General features: G+C 64.1%; 17 protein-coding genes. 4 read left to right on the top strand and 13 right to left on the bottom strand.

The window, feature by feature from the left end; translation table 11 throughout:
• The first annotated feature begins 255 nt into the window (after positions 1 to 255).
• On the top strand, positions 256 to 1,911 hold the full coding sequence (locus AC07ZH_RS16055) for an ArnT family glycosyltransferase (protein ID WP_495200521.1): 1,656 nt from the start codon (positions 256 to 258) through the stop codon (positions 1,909 to 1,911).
• On the opposite strand, the gene moaD is transcribed toward AC07ZH_RS16055, so the two are convergent.
• The 6 genes from moaD to AC07ZH_RS16025 form a co-directional block, all read right to left on the bottom strand.
• The gene (gene moaD, locus AC07ZH_RS16050) at positions 1,829 to 2,080 is read right to left on the bottom strand and encodes a molybdopterin converting factor subunit 1 (protein ID WP_119108794.1); all 252 of its coding nucleotides are present in this window, start codon (positions 2,078 to 2,080) and stop codon (positions 1,829 to 1,831) included. The genes AC07ZH_RS16055 and moaD overlap by 83 nt on opposite strands.
• Positions 2,077 to 3,306 (bottom strand): molybdopterin molybdotransferase MoeA, encoded by a 1,230-nt coding sequence (locus tag AC07ZH_RS16045; protein ID WP_495200520.1) that lies wholly within the window; start codon positions 3,304 to 3,306, stop codon positions 2,077 to 2,079. The genes moaD and AC07ZH_RS16045 overlap by 4 nt, the downstream gene beginning before the upstream one ends.
• Positions 3,291 to 3,860 (bottom strand): molybdopterin-guanine dinucleotide biosynthesis protein B, encoded by a 570-nt coding sequence (gene mobB, locus AC07ZH_RS16040; protein WP_495200519.1) that lies wholly within the window; start codon positions 3,858 to 3,860, stop codon positions 3,291 to 3,293. Before mobB ends, AC07ZH_RS16045 begins: the two co-directional genes overlap by 16 nt.
• Before the next feature lie 70 nt (positions 3,861 to 3,930).
• On the bottom strand, positions 3,931 to 5,364 hold the full coding sequence (gene thrC, locus AC07ZH_RS16035) for a threonine synthase (protein WP_495200518.1): 1,434 nt from the start codon (positions 5,362 to 5,364) through the stop codon (positions 3,931 to 3,933).
• Positions 5,365 to 5,386: 22 nt separating this feature from the next.
• Complete coding sequence (locus tag AC07ZH_RS16030; protein WP_495200517.1) at positions 5,387 to 6,721, bottom strand: homoserine dehydrogenase; 1,335 nt, start codon at positions 6,719 to 6,721, stop codon at positions 5,387 to 5,389.
• A 66-nt stretch (positions 6,722 to 6,787) separates the two neighbouring features.
• Positions 6,788 to 8,017 (bottom strand): pyridoxal phosphate-dependent aminotransferase, encoded by a 1,230-nt coding sequence (locus AC07ZH_RS16025; protein ID WP_119108799.1) that lies wholly within the window; start codon positions 8,015 to 8,017, stop codon positions 6,788 to 6,790.
• Positions 8,018 to 8,140: 123 nt separating this feature from the next.
• Here AC07ZH_RS16025 and AC07ZH_RS16020 point away from each other — a divergent pair, with 123 nt between their 5' ends.
• From AC07ZH_RS16020 to AC07ZH_RS16010, 3 genes are all read left to right on the top strand, one after another.
• Complete coding sequence (locus AC07ZH_RS16020) at positions 8,141 to 8,533, top strand: Mth938-like domain-containing protein (RefSeq protein WP_495200516.1); 393 nt, start codon at positions 8,141 to 8,143, stop codon at positions 8,531 to 8,533.
• 142 nt (positions 8,534 to 8,675) lie between these two features.
• A complete protein-coding gene (locus AC07ZH_RS16015; protein ID WP_495200515.1) occupies positions 8,676 to 9,161 on the top strand; it encodes a peroxiredoxin in 486 nt (161 codons plus the stop codon).
• A 147-nt stretch (positions 9,162 to 9,308) separates the two neighbouring features.
• Positions 9,309 to 11,024: a PhoH family protein gene (locus AC07ZH_RS16010; RefSeq protein WP_495200514.1), complete on the top strand. Its 1,716-nt coding sequence runs from the start codon at positions 9,309 to 9,311 to the stop codon at positions 11,022 to 11,024.
• 144 nt (positions 11,025 to 11,168) lie between these two features.
• On the opposite strand, the gene dnaB is transcribed toward AC07ZH_RS16010, so the two are convergent.
• From dnaB to AC07ZH_RS15975, 7 genes are all read right to left on the bottom strand, one after another.
• Positions 11,169 to 12,578 (bottom strand): replicative DNA helicase, encoded by a 1,410-nt coding sequence (gene dnaB / locus AC07ZH_RS16005; protein ID WP_495200513.1) that lies wholly within the window; start codon positions 12,576 to 12,578, stop codon positions 11,169 to 11,171.
• Positions 12,579 to 12,714: 136 nt separating this feature from the next.
• Positions 12,715 to 13,761 carry an adenosine deaminase gene (locus AC07ZH_RS16000; protein ID WP_495200512.1) on the bottom strand — a complete coding sequence of 349 codons (1,047 nt, stop codon included), beginning with the start codon at positions 13,759 to 13,761 and terminating at the stop codon, positions 12,715 to 12,717.
• Between the two features lie 72 nt (positions 13,762 to 13,833).
• Positions 13,834 to 15,003 (bottom strand): BMP family ABC transporter substrate-binding protein, encoded by a 1,170-nt coding sequence (locus tag AC07ZH_RS15995; protein WP_495200511.1) that lies wholly within the window; start codon positions 15,001 to 15,003, stop codon positions 13,834 to 13,836.
• Between the two features lie 78 nt (positions 15,004 to 15,081).
• Positions 15,082 to 16,002: an ABC transporter permease gene (locus tag AC07ZH_RS15990; protein ID WP_495200510.1), complete on the bottom strand. Its 921-nt coding sequence runs from the start codon at positions 16,000 to 16,002 to the stop codon at positions 15,082 to 15,084.
• A gap of 1 nt (position 16,003) precedes the next feature.
• Positions 16,004 to 17,083, bottom strand: coding sequence for an ABC transporter permease (locus AC07ZH_RS15985; RefSeq protein ID WP_495200509.1), 1,080 nt, complete (start codon positions 17,081 to 17,083; stop codon positions 16,004 to 16,006).
• Entirely contained in the window at positions 17,070 to 18,653 is a 1,584-nt protein-coding gene (locus AC07ZH_RS15980; RefSeq protein WP_495200508.1) for an ABC transporter ATP-binding protein, read from the bottom strand. Before AC07ZH_RS15980 ends, AC07ZH_RS15985 begins: the two co-directional genes overlap by 14 nt.
• A gap of 76 nt (positions 18,654 to 18,729) precedes the next feature.
• Positions 18,730 to 19,045 (bottom strand): LysR substrate-binding domain-containing protein (locus AC07ZH_RS15975; RefSeq protein WP_495200507.1); only part of this gene is annotated, 316 nt, incomplete at its 5' end.

Raw genomic sequence — 19,045 nt, 5'->3', positions numbered from 1 at the left:
GAAACCGGTCCAGGCCGCAAGCCTACTGCGTGTCGCTCACGCAAGCATGCGGGCATCCCATGATGTTTTTTTGATGCGCCGCACAAGTTATTTCAACCAGCCGCCCAGTTCTGCCGTCTTGGGACAAGCCATCTGCGATGGCCGGCCGGGGGCGGAAAGCAGCCATGCGCAGCCAGAACATCACCCTAATTTCCGGCTAAGGAATGCCTGCCAGCATCCAGGCCACACCACTGCGCAAAAGTGACCCACCGCACCATGCCAAGCATGTTCGCCCCCACGCCATCGCCATCGCTATTGCTATCGCAGACACCGCTCGCGGTCGATGAATGTGCCATCGGGAAAGACAAACGCCCCAGGCAGCAAGCCCCTGGCGCCTGGCCACCCGTCGCGCTGACGCTGCTGGTATTTGGGACCGTCTGGCTGGCACTTCTGTCGTTCGTCAGCCTGTCCCCACCGACCGACAACATCGAGCAGCTCACGTGGGTGCACTCCTTGGAGGGCGGGTATTACAAGCACCCGCCTCTGCCCACCTGGCTGCTCTGGATTCCGGTCCGGCTGTTTGGAATCAATGCCCTCACCAGCTACGCCGTCGGTGCCGCCTGCACGCTCGCCAGCATGGCTGTGATGTGGCGGCTGCTGTGCCGCCTGCGGGATGAACGCTACGCCACCATTGCACTGCTGGCAGCGCTGTGCATCACCTTCTACAACGGAAGGCTGTACTACTACAACCACAACGTCGTGCTGATGGTGTTCGTGGCGGCCAGTGCTGCCACCTACTGGCAGGCTTTCCGCACCGGCCTGACACGCTGGTGGGTGGCACTGGGCCTGGCCATGGGACTGGGTGCACTGGCCAAATACCAGATGGCGGTATCGGTCGCCTGCATAGTTGCTTTCTGGCTGCACCAGCGCAGTTGGCGGGTGCTCTCGCAGCGGCGCGGCCTGCTGCTGGCAACATTGGTGTCCATGCTGGTGTTTGCGCCGCACGTACTCTGGCTGCGTGCCCACGATTTCGCACCCATCCAGTACGCAACAAGCTCGTCCCTGGGGGTTCACTTGCAGGGGCTGCGCCGCTGGATGGAATCAACGCATTGGCTGACCGACCAGATCCTGAACCGTGCGCTGCCCGCATGGATTCTGCTTGGCCTGACGGTTTTCCACGTACGACGCCAAGCACCTCGCAGCCAGGCCCTGCCGAACAAGATGGCCTCCGAACCAGACGCCGCCAGCCGGGTATTTCTGCTGATGTATGGGTTCGGCCCGCTGGTCTTCATGTTCGCCATGGGGCTCTTGACGGGGGCTGAACTTCAATTGCATTGGGGAACCCCTTTTCTGCTCTTTGCCGTACCGGCCGCCATGGAGCTCGCAGGCCGGCATGTGGCGTGGCGAGCCGTTTCGATGCGCCCCATCTGCCTCACGTTCGCTGCATTGCAAGTCGTGCTTCTGCTAGTGGACGGGCTGACGTCTCCGCGCGGACCGGCGGCCTTGCAGGATGGCCATTGGCGCACGTTTGACAGCGCTGCACTGGCGCGCGCCATTGAAGGGCCTGCCCGTGCAGAATTGAACGGCAGGATCTGTGTCGTCTCCGGGCCACCTGCCGTGGCGGGAGCGCTGGCGCTGCAATTGGCAGACCACCCAGAAGTGCTGATTGATGGCCGCTATGACCGCAGCCCATGGGTCTCCCCATCCGTCGTGTCCCGGTGCGGGGAATTGAGGGTTCGAGAAGGGCCACTGCTCGCAGGCTGGACCGCTGCGGGGCCCAGGTTCCCTTCCCTGTCGTGGTACGCAGAACGGCCCGCTGGCGCACCCGCCCAAAGCTTCGCGCAGGCGCCTACCCGCCCGTCACTGGCGGGAAAAAAGCCACCTCATCGCCTTCTGCCAGGCCAGCATGCTCATGCACGAGTTGCTGGTTGAGTGCCATGCGCACGGCACGGCCAGGGGCCAATGCCTCGGCCAGCGCACCACCGCGCGCCAGCAGCTCCGCGCGCAGTTCGGCGATGGTGCCAGCCTCCGTGTCCAGCGATTCGCTGGCGGTGCCGGCCGCCTCGCGGATGGAGGCAAAGTAGCGTACCGTGATGGTCATGACAACAGCTCCGCGAAGGAAATAAAGCGCACCGTGTCGCCCACCGCAATGGTATGGCCGGCCGGGTTGTCCACCACACCATCGCCCCAGACGGCCGAGGTGAGCACGCCCGAGCTCTGGTTCCCAAACAGGTCCAGACCACCGGCATCGTTGTGGCGCACCCGCAAGAATTCACGCCGTTTATCGGCCTTTGCGCAGGTGAAATCTGCGCGAGCAGCTATTGTTTTAGGAGCAACGTCGACCACACCTTGCAAGCGCAGCAAAAACGGCCGCACCAGCACCGCAAAGGTCAGAAAGCTCGACACCGGGTTGCCAGGCAAGCCCATGAAGTGCGCGTTGCCGATGCGCCCATAGGCGAAGGGTTTGCCGGGTTTCATGGCAATCTGCCACAGGTCCAGGCGCCCGAGGGCCTCGACGGCGGGCTTGATGTGGTCTTCCTCGCCCACCGAAACCCCGCCGCTGGTCAAAATCAGGTCGTGCGCCTCGGCCGCCTTGCGCAGCGCGGCGATGGTGGCGTCCCGCTGGTCGGGCACGATGCCGAAGTCGCTCACCTCGCAGCCCAGGCGCAGCAGCATGGCGCGCAGAAAGAAGCGGTTGCTGTTGTAGATGGCGCCGGGTTTCATGTTGCGCGGCGCCACTTCGCCTGGCATGACCAGTTCGTCGCCAGTGGAAAACAGCGCCACGCGCGGGCGGCGTGCCACCAGCAGGTGCGCCAGGCCGATGCTGGCGGCAAGGCCGAGCTCTGCCGGGGTGAGGCGGGTGCCAGCGGCCAGCACTTCGCTGCCCAGAGTGATGTCTTCGCCAGCGCAGCGAATCCATTGGCCGGGGCGGGGCACGGCGTTGACGCGGACCGCCCCGCCATCCAGCGCCACGCAGTCTTCCTGCATCACGATGGCGTCAGCCCCTGCGGGCACGGGCGCGCCGGTGAAGATGCGCGCTGCGCTACCGGGTGCGAGCGGCGCGCCCGCGCTGCCGGCCGCAATGCGCTGCGAGACCGGCAGCTCGGCGCCGGCCTGCGGCACGTCGGCGCAGCGCAGGGCGTAGCCGTCCATGGCGCTGTTGTCCTGGGGCGGCACGTGCAGCGGCGAGATCGCGCCCGCCTGCAGCACGCGGCCGTCGGCATCCCAGGTGGCCACCGTGTCGCTGCCGGCCAGCGGCACTGCGTGTGCCAGCAGCTCGGCCAGCGCTTCGTCCAGAGGTTTGAGCGGCTTCATCGGTGGGCGCATGGTTTGGCCTCTCCGTGCAGTTCCCAGTCGTAGTCGAAACGCTCGCCCTGGCGCAGCAGCCAGGCGGCCATCTCGGCCGGGGCGTTGAGGTCGAACACCGGCAAGCCGGTCGGCACGGGGAGCTTGTCGGGCGCATCGGTGGCGACGGCGATGACAAAGTCGTCGTTCGCGTAGCGCACCGGGTGCGGCGCACTGCCGGGCTCCGGGGCACGCCAGACTTCAATCTTGGGCAGGTCGCTTTCCTTGAAGCCTTCGACGAAGACCCAATCAACGCCGTCGTACAGCTCGGCGAGCAACTGGTGCACCGAAAGTTGGCTGGGCTGCTCGAACTCGCGCATCAGCGCCAGGCGCCGGTCGGACGCCACCACCACTTCGAACGCGCCGGCTTCCCGGTGGCGCCAGGTGTCCTTGCCGGCGTGGTCGATGTCGAAACTGTGGTGCGCGTGCTTGACGACCGAGACGCGCTGACCCTGCATGCGCAATTCTGGAATCAGCTTTTCCACCAGCGTGGTCTTGCCGCAGCCCGAAAAACCGGCAAAGCCGACAACCTTCATGCGAACTCCTGATTGCTATAAATTAAATAGCTATAGGCACTTATCAATAAAGCGCTAGAGGCTGTTTTTACTACAAATCACAGTGCTGCGCGATGAACGTCTTGATGTGCTGCACATCGGCAGGCATCACCTGCACGCGCTTGGGCAAAGCCTCAATCCCCTCGAAACGCGCCGGGCGCTCGGGCGGGTGGCCCAGCGCTTCGGTAATGGTTTCGGCAAACTTGATGGGCAGCGCCGTCTCCAGCACGATCATGGGCGCATCGCCAGCACCCAGGTGCTCGCGCGCCACCTTGACGCCGTCGGCGGTGTGGGTATCGATGGTGGTGCCAAAGCGCTTGAAGGTGTCTTGAATCGTGGCCAGGCGGTCGGCATGCGTGCTCTTGCCGCTGACAAAGCCATAGCGGCTCGCGGCCTCGGCAAAGTGCGGGTCGCCGCTCAAATCAAAGCGCCCTTCCCGTGCCAGCGCCTCGCCAAACAGCGCCTGCGTGCGCGCGCCGTCACGGCCCAGCAGGTCGAACACGAAACGCTCGAAGTTGCTGGCCTTGCTGATGTCCATGGAGGGGCTGGACGTCTCGTGCGTGTCGGCGCTGCTGCGCACGCGGTAGACGCCGGTGCGGAAGAACTCGTCGAGCACGTCGTTTTCGTTGGTCGCCACCACCAGTTGGTCAATCGGCAGGCCCATCATGCGTGCCACATGGCCGGCGCAGACGTTGCCGAAGTTGCCGCTGGGCACCGTGAAGCTGACCTTCTGGTCATTCGACGTGGTCGCCTGCAGGTAGCCGGCAAAGTAGTACACCACCTGCGCCAAGAGGCGCGCCCAGTTGATGGAGTTGACGGTGCCGATCTTGTATTGGCGCTTGAACGCCAGGTCGTTGGAGACGGCCTTGACGATGTCCTGGCAGTCGTCGAACACGCCCTCAATGGCGATGTTGTGGATGTTTTCGTCCTGCAGGCTGAACATCTGCGCCTGCTGGAACGCGCTCATGCGGCCATGCGGGCTGGTCATGAAGACGCGCACGCCCCGCTTGCCGCGCATGGCGTATTCGGCCGCGCTGCCGGTGTCGCCGGAAGTCGCCCCGAGGATGTTCAGCGTCTCGCCACGCCGCGCCAGTTCGTACTCGAACAGGTTGCCCAGCAGTTGCATGGCCATGTCCTTGAAGGCCAGCGTGGGGCCGTTGGACAGGGCCTCCAGCCACAGGCCGGGTTCGAGCGGGCGCAGCGGCACGATCTCGGGCGTGCCAAAGACTTCTGCCGTATAGGTCTTGCGGCACAGCGCGCGCAGGTCGGCGGCCGGGATGTCGTCGATGTAGAGCGAGAGGATCTGGAACGCGAGTTCTGCGTAGCCCTGCTCGCGCAGCACGCTGCGCAGACGCGTCAAGGCAGCGTCGTCGATCTGGGGGTAGCGCTCGGGCAGGTACAGGCCACCGTCGGGCGCCAGGCCTTCAAGCAGGATGTCGCAGAAGTGTTTGCGTTCGGCGTGGCCGCGCGTGGAAAGGTACAGCATGGCGGTCTCGTCTGGCCAGGGGTTAGTTCAGCTCTTCCTTGCGGATGCGCACGATGGGAGCGAGCACGGTGGGCAGGGCCTGCATCTGGGCAAGCACACCATTGACCGTGCCTTCGCGCGCGTTGTGCGTAAGAATGATGAGGTCGGTCTGGGTCGAACCCTCGCCACCCACGTCCTCGGCTTCGCGCTGCAGCACCGCGTCGATGCTGACGCCGGCCTCGGCCAGCAGCCCGGTCACCTTGGCCAGCACGCCGGCCTGATCGGCCACGCGCAGGCGCAGGTAGTAGCTGGTTACCACTTCGCTCATCGGCAGCACGGGCAGCTCGCCCATGGCGTCCTGCAGCGTGCCCGGCTGGAAGGCCAGGTGCGGCACGCGGTGGTGCGGGTCGGCGGTGTGCAGGCGGGCGATGTCCACCAGGTCGGCAATCACGGCGCTGGCCGTGGGTTCGCTGCCCGCGCCCTTGCCGTAGTACAGCGTGGTGCCCACGGCGTCGCCGTGCACCACGACCGCGTTCATGGCGCCCTCGACGTTCGCGATCAGGCGCTTGGCGGGCACCAGGCTCGGGTGCACGCGCAGCTCAATGCCCTTGTCCACGCGCCGGCTGATACCCAGCAGCTTGATGCGGTAGCCCAATTGCTCGGCGTATTTGATGTCCTGGGCGGCGAGCTGGGTGATGCCTTCGACGTAGGCCTTGTCGAACTGCACCGGAATGCCAAAGGCAATCGCCGACATCAGCGTGACCTTGTGCGCCGCGTCCACCCCTTCGATGTCGAAGGTGGGGTCGGCCTCGGCGTAGCCCAGGCGCTGGGCGTCCTTGAGCGCGGCGTCGAAGTCCAGGCCCTTGTCACGCATCTCGGAGAGGATGAAGTTCGTCGTGCCGTTGATGATGCCGGCCAGCCACTGGATGCGGTTGGCCGTGAGGCCCTCGCGCAGCGCCTTGATGATGGGGATGCCACCGGCAACGGCGGCCTCGAACGCCACCATCACGCCCTTGGCGGATGCGGCAGCAAAAATCTCGCTGCCATGCACCGCCAGCAGCGCCTTGTTGGCCGTGACCACGTGCTTGCCAGCGGCAATGGCTTCGAGCACCAGCGCCTTGGCAATGCCGTAGCCACCGATCAGCTCGACGACGATGTCGATGTCCGGGTTGGCGATCACGGCGCGCGCATCGCTCACCACCTGCACGCCGTCGCCCACGATGCCGCGAGCGCGCTCCACGTCGAGGTCGGCCACCATGGTGATCTGGATGCCACGGCCAGCACGGCGCTGGATTTCCTCCTGGTTGCGCGAAAGCACCTTGAACACCCCGCTGCCCACGGTGCCCGCACCCAGAAGTCCTACTTGAATCGGTTTCATAAAAATATCAATCAAATTGGCCTCTAGCGCATACCCAACAAGCGCTATCAGCTATCAAAACAGGAGTTATTCGGTGCCAAAGCGCTTGCGTGCGGCGGCAAGAAAGCGCGCCACCCGGCCAATGGCTTCGCGCAGGTCGTCCTCATGCGGCAGGAACACGATGCGGAAATGGTCCGGCGACGCCCAGTTGAAACCCGTGCCCTGCACCAGCATGACACGCGTTTCCTGCAACAGCTCCAGGAAGAACTGCTGGTCGTTCTGGATCGGGTAGACCGCCGGGTCCAGCCGGGGGAACATGTAGAGCGCCGCCTGCGGCTTGACGCAGCTGACCCCTGGAATGGCGGTGATCAGCTCGTACGCCAGGTCGCGCTGGCGGCGCAGGCGCCCGCCCTCGCCCACCAGCTCGTTGATGCTCTGGTGGCCGCCCAGCGCCGTCTGAATGGCCCACTGGCCCGGCACGTTGGAGCACAGCCGCATGTTCGAGAGCATGTTCAGGCCCTCGATGTAGTCCTTGGCGGGCTTCTTGTCGCCGGAAAGGACCACCCAGCCAGCCCGGTAGCCGCAGGAGCGGTAGCTTTTGGAGAGCGAATTGAAGGTCAGCGTGAGCACGTCTTCGCTGAGCGAAGCAATCGGCGTGTGGTGCACGCCCTCGTACAGCACCTTGTCGTAGACCTCATCGGCAAAAATGACCAGGCCATGTTCGCGCGCAATGTCCACGATGCCCTGCAGCAGGGTGTCGGAATACAACGCGCCTGTGGGGTTGTTGGGGTTGATGACGACGATGCCGCGGGTAGCGGGGGTGATGCGGGCGCGAATGTCGGCCAAGTCGGGCATCCAGCCATTGGCCTCGTCGCACAGATAGTGCACCGGCGTGCCGCCCGAGAGGCTGGCCGCCGCCGTCCACAGCGGGTAGTCGGGCGAGGGCAGCAGCAGCTCGTCGCCGTTGTCGAGCAGCGCGTTGGTCGCCATCACGATCAACTCGCTGGCGCCGTTGCCCAGGTAAATATCGTCCAGGGTAACGCCACGAATGCCCTGCTTTTGCGTCTCGTGCATCACCGCCTTGCGCGCGGCAAAAATGCCCTTGCTGTCCGAGTAACCTGCCGAATTGGGCAGGTTACGGATCATGTCCTGCTGGATTTCCTCGGGCGAATCAAAGCCAAACACGGCCAGATTGCCGATGTTGAGCTTGATGATCTTGTGGCCCTCTTCCTCCATCTGCCGCGCCGCGTCCATGATCGGGCCCCGGATGTCGTAGCAGACGTTGGCGAGCTTGGCGGATTTGTGGATGGTTTTCATGCGCGGTAAAGCTAGGGTCTTTGCGGCAATGGGCGGCCCGCAGAGCGGGGAAACCTATAATTTGACCACAGTTCCTCCGCCGCTTGGCCGCCTGCTGAGGCGTACTACCCAACCCGAGACCGCATGAAATTCTCACCCGAACGCATCGACGCCCAAAGCATTTCGGGCTACGGCCCAGGTTGGGTGGCGGTAGCCGGCGAGAAAATCGAATCCGGCGTGATCCTGGGCGCCAAAGGCTTGCGCGAGGCCTGGGACGTGCAGAATTTTGAGCAACTTGGCTCACAGCATTTCGCCCACCTGGCGACACTGGACGCTGAAGTCATGCTGCTGGGCACCGGCGAGCGCACCCGCTTTGTGCCGCCCAAGTGGCTCGCGCCACTGTTTGCGCGGCGCATCGGGCTCGAAACCATGGACAGCTTTGCAGCCTGCCGCACCTACAACATCCTCGCAGCCGAGGGGCGCAACGTCGTAGTGGCGCTCATCATCAGCCCGCCCCCCGCCGGTCTGAAGACTTAAGGCAGACGCTGCAGAGCCCCTGAGGATGCTGCGGAATGGGCTTTCAGAGTAAAATCACGGGTTGCTGCCGGGGTTATACGACAAAAAGAACAGATGCATGCCCCGGTTCTTCAACGACCTCACCGAGAGAGATTAAAGATATATGGCGATCGTTGTCAATAAACCCCTCCCAGAATTTGAAGCCAACGCCACCGGTGGTGTGAAAGTAAGCAACATTTCGCACAACGGCCAGGTCATGGTGCTGTACTTCTACCCGAAGGACAACACGCCCGGCTGCACCACGGAAGCCATGCAGTTTCGAGACAAATACAAGGATTTCGTCAAGCTCGGCGCTGCCGTGTTCGGCGTTTCGCGCGACAACATGAAATCGCACGACGATTTCAAGGAAAAGCTGGAACTGCCTTTTGAATTGATTGCCGATACTGAAGAAAAAATGTGCCACATGTTCGGTGTGGTCAAAAACAAAATCATGTACGGCAAAAAGGTCAAGGGCATCGAGCGCAGCACCTTCCTCATCGACGCCGACGGCACCCTCGCGGAAGAATGGCGTGGCTTGAAGGTGCCGGGCCATGTGGAAGAAGTGCTCAAATCGGTAAAAGCCCTCAATGCACTGAAAAAGGCGGCCTGACTGGCCTTCCTGCCTTGCCTCGGGAGGCCTGGGTGCCGTGCATAATGGCCTGATGCCGCTGCACCGCGCGACGCCCGCCCTCCTCTTCAAGCCGCCTCGGTCTCCAGGCGGCTTTTTGTTTTTCTGAATTGCCCAGGTCCACTGCCCATGCCACTGCCCCCCGCTCCCAATCGGCGCGCCGCGCTTCTCGCCCAGGACGCCTTTGACCACCAACAGGCGCCACAAGCACGCAGCCGCAAACGCGTCGCCGAGCCCGATGAAGCCCCGGCACCTGTCGCTACGGCCGTGGTAGCACCGGCTGCACCCGCCCCTTCAGAGGCCAGACCAACCCGGCCGCGCACACGCCGCAGCCAGGACAATGGCGTGGCACCGGCCCCTGTTGCGGCTGCTGCGCCTCCTGTCGCCACCGCCGCGGCGCCTGCCGCTGCCCCAGCGCCCAAACCGGCGCGCGAGCGCAAGGCCCGCAGCACGGGCCCGGCCAAACTCTTCGTGCTCGACACCAATGTGCTGCTGCACGACCCGACCAGCCTGTTCCGCTTCGAAGAGCACGACATCTACCTGCCGATGATCGTGCTCGAAGAGCTCGATGCCCACAAGAAAGGCATGACCGAGGTGGCGCGCAACGGCCGCCAGGTGAGCCGCTCGCTCGACGCGCTGGTCGCCACGCCGGGCGCGGACATCGGCCGCGGCATCAAGCTCGATTCCACCGGCCAGCGCGCTGCTGGCGGCTGCCTGTTCTTCCAGACCTCGGGGCTCGACTTCGATCTGCCCAGCAGCCTGCCGCCCAGCAAGGCAGACAACCAGATCCTGGGCGTTGTCGAAGGCCTGCGCAAGCAGCAGTCGGCGCGCGAGGTGGTGCTGGTGTCCAAAGACATCAACATGCGCGTCAAGGCGCGCGCCCTCGGCCTGCCTGCCGAGGATTACCAGAACGACAAAGCACTGGAAGACGGTGACTTGTTGTATTCCGGCATGCTGGCGCTGCCGCCCGATTTCTGGAACCGCAACGGAAAATCGGTGGAAAGCTGGCAGAGCGGCGCGCACACCTTCTACCGCATCAGCGGCCCCATCGTGCCGCAGCTGATGATCAACCAGTTTGTCTACTTCGAGGCGCCGGGCGAGCCCAGCCTGTACGCGCGGGTGAGCGAAATCCGCGACAAGACGGCGGTGCTCAAGACGCTCAAGGACTACGGCCATGCCAAGAACGCCGTGTGGGGCGTGACCACACGCAACCGCGAGCAGAACTTCGCCGTCAACCTGCTGATGGACCCCGAGGTCGATTTCGTCACCCTGGCCGGCACGGCAGGCACCGGCAAGACGCTGATGGCCCTGGCCACGGGCCTGACGCAGGTGCTCGACGACCGCCGCTACACCGAAATCATCATGACCCGCGCGACGGTAAGCGTGGGCGAGGACATCGGCTTCCTGCCCGGCACCGAAGAAGAAAAGATGGGTCCCTGGATGGGCGCGCTGGATGACAACCTCGAATTTCTGGCCAAGGGCGATGGCGGCAACGCCGGCGAATGGGGGCGCGCCGCCACCAACGATTTGATTCGCAGCCGCATCAAGATCAAGAGCATGAACTTCATGCGCGGGCGCACGTTCATGAACAAGTTCGTCATCATCGACGAGGCGCAGAACCTCACGCCCAAGCAGATGAAGACGCTGATCACCCGCGCCGGCCCCGGCACCAAGATCATTTGCATGGGCAATTTGGCGCAGATCGACACGCCCTACCTGACCGAAGGTTCGTCGGGCCTGACCTTCGCGGTGGACCGTTTCAAGGGCTGGCCGCACAGCGGGCACATCACGCTGGCGCGCGGCGAGCGCTCGCGCCTGGCAGACTTTGCGAGCGAAGTGCTGTAGCGCGATTCGTCACAAGCCAAAAGAGCTTCCAGCGCTTGTTCCGTATGCGCTAGAAGCTCTTTTTTTGATAGTGAGTAAGGTGCAGTATGCTATGCAATTTATAGCTACTGACGCTTACCCAATAAGCGCTAGTAGCTATATTTACTAAAAATCGTCACTGGAGCCCATGGCCAGGCTCTCGAAGCGTGTCTGCGACTTCTGGAAGAACAGCTTGACCGTGCCCGTGGGGCCGTTGCGCTGCTTGCCGATGATGATCTCGGCGACGTTGGGCTCCTTGCTGTCCTTGTTGTAGTAGTCGTCGCGGTAGATGAACATGATGATGTCGGCGTCCTGCTCAATGGCGCCGGACTCACGCAGGTCGCTCATCATGGGGCGCTTGTCGGTGCGCGTCTCGACACTGCGGTTGAGCTGCGAGAGCGCGATCACCGGGCACTGCAGTTCTTTGGCGAGCATCTTGAGCCCGCGCGAGATCTCGCCCAGTTCGGTGGCGCGGTTCTCACCCTGTGAACCAGCCGAGCCGCTCATCAGCTGCAAATAGTCGACCACGATCAGGCCCAGCTTGCCACACTGGCGCGCCAGGCGCCGTGCATTGGCACGCAGCTCGCTGGGAGTGAGACCAGGGGTTTCGTCGATATGCAGCGAGACGTTGCGCAGCTTTTCAATGGCTTCCGTCAGGCGCGGCCATTCGTCGTCGGTCAGCTTGCCGGTGCGCAGATGGCCCTGGTCGATATGGCCAATGGAGCCCACGATACGCACAGCCAACTGGGCTGCGCCCATTTCCATGGAGAACACCGCCACCGGCAAGCCTTCGTTGAGCGCCACGTGCTCGGCGATGTTGATGGCCAGCGCCGTCTTGCCCATGGAGGGGCGCGCCGCCAGCACCACCATGTCGCCTGCCTGCAGGCCAGACGTCATGCGGTCCAGGTCGATGAAGCCCGTGGGCACGCCGGTGATGTCGTTGGGGTTGTCCGCCATCTCCTGCACGCGGTCGAGCAGGTTGACCACCAGGGTGTCCATGCCCTGGAAGCCCTGCTTCATGCGCGAGCCTTCCTCGCCGATGTTGAAGATCTTCTGCTCGGCTTCGTCGAGGATCTTGTCCACCGGTCTGCCTTGCGGATTGAAGGCATTGGTGGCGATTTCGTCGCTGGCGGTGACGAGTTTGCGCAAAATGGCGCGCTCGCGCACGATTTCGGCATAGCGGCGGATGTTGCTGGCGCTGGGCACGTACTGCGCCAAGCCATTGAGGTAGGCCAGGCCGCCAATTTCCTCCGACTTGCCGATGCTCTGCAACTGCTCGTACACCGTGATCACGTCGGCGGGCTTGCTGGCGTTGATCAGTTTGGAAATGCCGGCGTAGATCAGCCGGTGCTCGAAACGGTAGAAATCGCTCTCGACCAACAGGTCGCCGACGCGGTCCCACGCCTGGTTGTCAAGCAGCAAGCCGCCCAGAACGCTGGACTCCGCTTCGGTTGAGTGCGGTGGCACGCGCAACTGCGCAAGCTGGTGGTCGTACGGTGCGAATTCCTCGTCAACCGGCATCATGAATTCGGACATGGATTTCCTGGGCTAGCACCCGATGGTAGCGGGCGCAGCCGGGCACGTCACCGCACAAGCCTGTGCGCAGGCTGTGGACAAGCCTATGGACAAGCGGTGCAGGCCAGGCTGCAAGCCGCGCGCCGCAAGCCCCACGTCAGAGCCCTGAAAAATCCGAAAAAACAGATTTCAGCCGCATCTCCCACGCACGCTTGTCCGCCTCGGGCGCGAAGCTGGCCTCGAAACTGTTGCGCGCCAATTGCCAGGCGTGGGCGGAATTCATTCCGGTGGCGGCAAACACCTGCAGGAAGTTGTCGTTGATATAGCCGCCGAAATAGGCCGGATCGTCAGAATTCACCGTGGCGCACAGGCCAGCATCCAACAGTTGGCGCAGGTTGTGCCGGGCCAGATCCGGAAACACGCAGAGTTTCTGGTTGGACAAAGGGCACACGGTGAGCGGCACGCGTTCGCTTGCGAGACGCGCGACCAGGGCTTCGTCTTTCAAAGCCTGAACGCCATGGTCAATACGCTCGACATGCAGCACGTCGAGCGCGCTCCAGATGTAGGCCGGTGGTCCCTCCTCACCCGCATGCGCCACGCGGTGCAGGCCCAGCTCGCGGCAGCGCGCAAACACGCGCTCGAATTTTTCCGGCGGGTGGCCAAGTTCACTGGAATCGAGCCCCACGCCAATGAATTGGTCTCGCAGCGGCAAGGCCTGCTCCAGCGTGGCAAAAGCGTCTTCTTCGCTCAGGTGGCGCAGGAAACAGAGAATCAGCGCCGCACTGATGCCCGATTCGCGCTGCGCATCCGCGCAGGCGCGGTGCAGGCCGCGGATGACCGTCTCCATGGATACGCCGCGTGCCGTGTGCGTCTGTGGGTCAAAGAAAATCTCGGCGCGCACCACGTTGTCGCCAGCGGCCCGCGCCAGGTAGGCGCGCGCCATGTCGTAGAAATCCTGCTCGTGCAGGAGCACGCTGGCACCGGCGTAGTAAATATCGAGAAAGCTCTGCAGATCGCTGAAGGCGTAGGCACTGCGCAAGGCCTCGACGCTGGCGTAAGGCAGGCGTACGCCGTTGCGCTCAGCCAGTTCGAAGATCAGCTCGGGCTCCAGCGAGCCTTCGATATGAATATGCAGTTCGGCCTTGGGCATGGCCTGCAACAAGGCGGGAAGGTGCGCAGCATCAACGGGGGGCGGAACCAACATGCTGAAATCTCCAGATCAATGAAAAAGGCCGCCCAAAGGCGGCCGGGGCTGGCGCGGTGCAAGCGCGCTGGCTTACTTCTTGTCGCCGCCGGGCACGCTGCCCTCGACGCCCTTGACGTAGAAGTTGATGCCCGTGAGGAACTTGTCGTCGGCGACGGCGTCCTTGGCGATGACTTCCTTGCCGGTGTTGTCCACCAGCGGCCCCTTCCAGATGTGGAAGGTGCCGGCCTTCAGGCCGGCCTTGACCTCATCGACCTTGGCCTTGATCTCGGCGGGCACGTCGTCGGCGATGGACACCAGGTCAATCGCGCCTTCCTTCACGCCCCACCAGGCCTGGCCCGTGGTCCAGGTGCCGTCCAGAACGTCCTTGACGCTCTTGGTGTAGTACGGCGCCCAGTTGATGACGGCCGAGGCCAAGTGGGCCTTGGGGCCGTAGGCCGTCATGTCCGAATCCCAGCCAAAGGCGCGCACGCCCTTTTCCTGTGCGGTCTTGAGCACGGCAGGCGAATCGGTGTTCTGGAACAGGATGTCAGCGCCGCCATTGATGAGCGAAGTGGCAGCTTCGGTTTCCTTGGGCGGGCTGAACCATTCGTTGACCCACACCACCTTGGTCCGGATCTTGGGGTTCACGCTTTGCGCGCCCAGCGTGAAGCTGTCAATGTTGCGCAGCACTTCGGGGATCGGCACCGAACCGACCACGCCCAGGGTGTTGGTCTTGGTCATGCCGCCAGCGACCACCCCCGCAAGGTAAGCGCCTTCGTAGGTGCGGCTGTCGTAGGTGCGCAGGTTTGGCGCCGTCTTGTAGCCGGTGGCGTGTTCGAACTTGACGTCGGGGTTGTCAGCAGCCACCTTGACCATGGTTTCCATGTAGCCAAAGGTCGTACCGAAAATGAGCTTGTTGCCCTGGCCAACAAAGTCGCGTATCACGCGCTCGGCGTCGGCCGATTCGGGCACGCTCTCGACGAAGGTGGTGACGATCTTGTCGCCAAATTCCTTTTCGATCGCCTTGCGCGCATTGTCGTGCGCGTACGACCAGCCACCGTCCCCGACGGGGCCGACATAGGCAAACGCAATTTTCAGTGGTTCGGTCGCCGGCGCCGGCGCAGCGGCCACTGGTGCGGGAGCGGGTTCAGCCGCAGGGGCTGGTGGCGCCTCCTTCTTGCCACAGCCTGCGAGTGCGGCAGCGGCCACGGCGGACAGTGCAGCCACTTTGAGGAGTGTGCGTTTGTGCAGGTCGGTCATGTCGGGTTTCCTTATGGGTTGAAAAACTGGCAGGCTTGCAAGACGGTAAATGTCAATTATGGAGTGTTACACGCTATATCAGCGACTGACGTGGAAGGGCTTGCCCAGCGACGCCGGCATGTTCACCCGAATCCACGCCGGGTTGCGCGAAATCAGGGCCAGTACCACGATGGTGGCCAGATAGGGCAGCATGCTGAGCCACTGGCTGGGCACCTGCACGCCCGAGACTTGCAGCTGGAACTGCAGCATGGTCACGCCGCCAAACAGATAGGCGCCGAGCAGCACACGCCCTGGGCGCCAGGTGGCAAAGGTGGTGAGCGCCAGGGCGATCCAGCCGCGCCCGGCCACCATGTTTTCCACCCACAGCGGCGTGTAGACGGTGGAGATGTAAGCACCGGCCAGACCGCACAGGGCACCGCCCGCCATCACCGCGGCCAGCCGGATGCGGCGCACCGGGTAGCCCAGCGCGTGGGCCGATTCGGGCGACTCGCCCACTGAGCGCAGGATCAAGCCGGCTCGGGTGCGGTAGAGGAACCACACCAGCACTCCGGCAAACGCCACCGTCAGGTAGACCAGCGGGTGCTGGCGAAACAGCGCGGGGCCCACCAGCGGCAGATCACGCAGCCAGGGCAGCGTGAACTTCGGGATTTCAGGCATGCGCGCCTGCACGTAGTGGATGCCGGCAAATGCCGAAAAACCCACGCCAAACAGACTGAGCGCCAGGCCCGTGGCGTACTGGTTGGTGCCCAGCCAGATCACCAGCCAGCCAAACACCGCCGCCAGCAGCGCGCCCGCCAGCATGCCGGCAGCAAAGCCCAGCCAGGGATTGCCCGTGTGCACCACGGTGGCAAAGCCGGCAATAGCGGCGCACAGCATCATGCCCTCGGCGCCCAGGTTGACGATGCCGGCCTTTTCGTTGATCAACAGGCCCAGGGCGGCAATCGCCAGCACGGTGCCGGCGCTCAGCGTAGAGCCAATCAAGAGTGCCCAGGATTCCATGTCAGCCTCCCGCCTTTGACACCGCTGGACGCACCCAGCGCACGCGGTAGGCAATCAGGGTGTCGCAGGCCAGCAGCGTGAACAGCAGCAGGCCCTGGAACACCCCCGTCAATGATTTTGGCAAACCCAGGCGCGATTGCGCCAGCTCGCCGCCGATGTAGAACATGCTCATCAGGATGGCCGAGAGCACCATGCCTACCGGGTGCAGCCGCCCGACGAAGGCCACGATGATGGCGGCAAAGCCGTAGCCTGCCGGCACATAGGGCGTGAGCTGGCCAATCGGGCCCGCGACTTCCAGCGCGCCGGCCAGGCCGGCCGACCCACCCGACACCAATAGCGCAATCCACAGCGCACGGCGCGACGAAAAGCCCGCGTAGCGCGCCGCAGCCGGCGCCAGGCCGGAAACCTGCTGCGCAAAGCCGGCACGCGAGCGGAACAGGAACAGCCACAGCACGGCCGAACCCGCCAGCGCAATCAGCAAGCCAATGTTCATGCGCGAGCCTGCCATGAGGCGCGGAATCTGCGTCACCTTTTCAAACGCCCGCGTTTGCGGAAAGTTGTAGCCCAAGGGGTCTTTCCACGGCCCGAACACCAGGTAGCTGAGCAGCAGTATGGCCACATATACCAGCATCAGGCTCACCAGGATTTCATTGGCATTGAACTTGTCGCGCAGCAAGGCCGTGAGAGCGCCCCAGGCCATGCCGCCCAGCGTGCCGGCGAGCAGCACGGCCAGCATGATCCAGTGGCCGGTGGTCTTGTCCGCCATCAGCGCGACGCCGCCGGCGGCAATCGCGCCCATCACGAACTGGCCTTCGGCGCCGATGTTCCAGACGTTGGAGCGAAAGCACACTGCCAGGCCCAGGGCGATCAAGAGCAGTGGCGTCGCCTTGACCATGAGTTCGCCCAGCGCGTAGCGCGACTTGAGCGGCTCCCAGAAGAACACTTCAAGCCCGCGCAGCGGGTCTTTGCCCAGCAGCGCAAACAGCGCCACGCCAATGAGCACGGTGATGGCGAGCGCCAGCACGGGCGAACCGTAGATCCACCATTTCGACGCCGCAGGGCGTGCTTCAAGCTTGAGCATGGTGGGCCTCCGCTGTCTGTTTCAGGTGCTGCTGCACATCGGCATGCCACAACCCGCTCATCCACTCGCCAATGCGCGGCGCGGTGGCGTCGGCGCGGTCTACCGAAGGCGAGAGATGCCCCTTGGCCATGACGTAGAGCCGGTCGCACAGATCAAACAGCTCATCGAGCTCCTCGCTCAGCACCAGCACCGCGCAGCCGGCATCGCGCAGCGCCAGGATTTCGCCGCGGATTTGCTGTGCTGCACCCACGTCCACGCCCCAGGTGGGTTGCGAGACGATGAGCAGGCTGGGGCCAGCGGATATCTCGCGCCCGACGATGAATTTTTGCAAATTACCACCCGAGAGCGATTGCGCCGGCGCATCCGGACCGCCGGCCTTGACGCCAAAGCGCGTGATGATGTCCTGCGCCTGGGCGCGCAGCGCGCCCACATCGATCCAGCCGAGCTTGCGCACGGCGTCGCTGCGGGTCAGCAGCAGGTTGTGCGCCAGGCCGATGCTGGGCACGGCGCCCCGCCCCAAGCGCTCTTCCGGCACGAAATGCAGGCCCAACGCGCGGCGCTGGCGCGGCCCCAGGTGGCCGGCGTTGTGCCCCGCCACCTGCACCATGGCCGGTTCGGCGCGCGGGTCTTCGCCCGACAGCGCGTAGAGCAGCTCCTTCTGGCCATTGCCCGACACCCCGGCGATGCCCACCACCTCGCCGGCCTGCACCTGCAGTTCCAGGTCGATCAAATCGACACCAAACGGATCGGTGCGCACCAGGCTCAGATGGTCCACGCGCAGCACCACGGCGCCCAATTGCACGGCACGGTGCTCCAGCGCGGGCGGCTCGGCGCCGATCATCAGGCGCGAGAGCGAAGCGTTCGATTCCTCCCGCGGGTCACACACGCCCGTAACCTTGCCGCCGCGCATCACCGTGCAGGCCGTGCACAACGCGCGGATTTCGTGCAGCTTGTGGCTGATGTAGAGAATGCTGCAGCCCTCGTCTGCGAGCTTGCGCAGCACCACGAACAGCCGCTCGACAGCCTGCGGCGTCAGCACCGAAGTGGGTTCATCCAGAATCAACAGGCGCGGTTCGGTCAGCAGCGCGCGGATGATCTCGACCCGCTGCATCTCCCCCACGCTGAGCGTGTGCACCGGGCGCTCGGGGTCGATGTCCAGACCGTAATCGACCGCCTTGGCGGTGATGCGCCGCGCCACTTCGGCCAGCGTCAGGCTCTTGTCCAGCCCCAGCCAGACATTCTCGGCCACGGTCAGCGTATCGAACAGGCTGAAGTGCTGGAACACCATGGCGATGCCCAGTTGCCGGGCTTCCTGCGGGTTGCGCACCTGGACCGCGCGGCCGTCGAACTGCACACTGCCTTCGTCGGGCCGCACGGCGCCGTAAATGACTTTCATCAGCGTCGATTTGCCGGCGCCGTTCTCACCGAGCACCGCATGAATTTCGCCCGGCTGCACGCTCAGCGACACGCCGCTGTTGGCCACCACCGCCGGGTAGCGCTTGGTGATCCCGGTGAGCTGCAAGCGCGGCGGCGCCTGGCCTGCGGGCAGAGGAGAAGCGGAGGAGGTCATGCGCGTTGTTGTCTCGGAAATGTTGTATTTTAATAGTCAAATCGGCACCCATCGCTTATTCTATATGCGCATACAGCTATCCTTTTGGAAGCGAATCAGCGACCTTGCGGACGCAATCGCGCAGCCAGGCCGCTGCGGCGGAATGCTGCGTCCGCGCATGCCAGAGTTGGTAGTAGCCCAGCGGCGGAAACGCCAGCGGCGGCGCCAGAATGGTCAGCGGCAGGCGTGCAGTGAAACGCTCACAGTACTGGCGGCCCGTGGTGAGCACCAGCAGGCTGGACGCCACCATCTCCGGAATCTGCCCGAAGTGCGCGCAGCGCGCAACGATGTTGCGCGAGAGGCCCAGGCCGTCGAGGTGCGCGTCGATCACGCCGCGCGCGCCGGGGTGGGTG

The organism is Simplicispira sp. GW247-4R2A, from assembly GCF_059424465.1.
The sequence above is the reverse complement of the archived record's forward strand: the minus strand, read 5'-3'. Positions and strand labels throughout refer to the sequence as shown.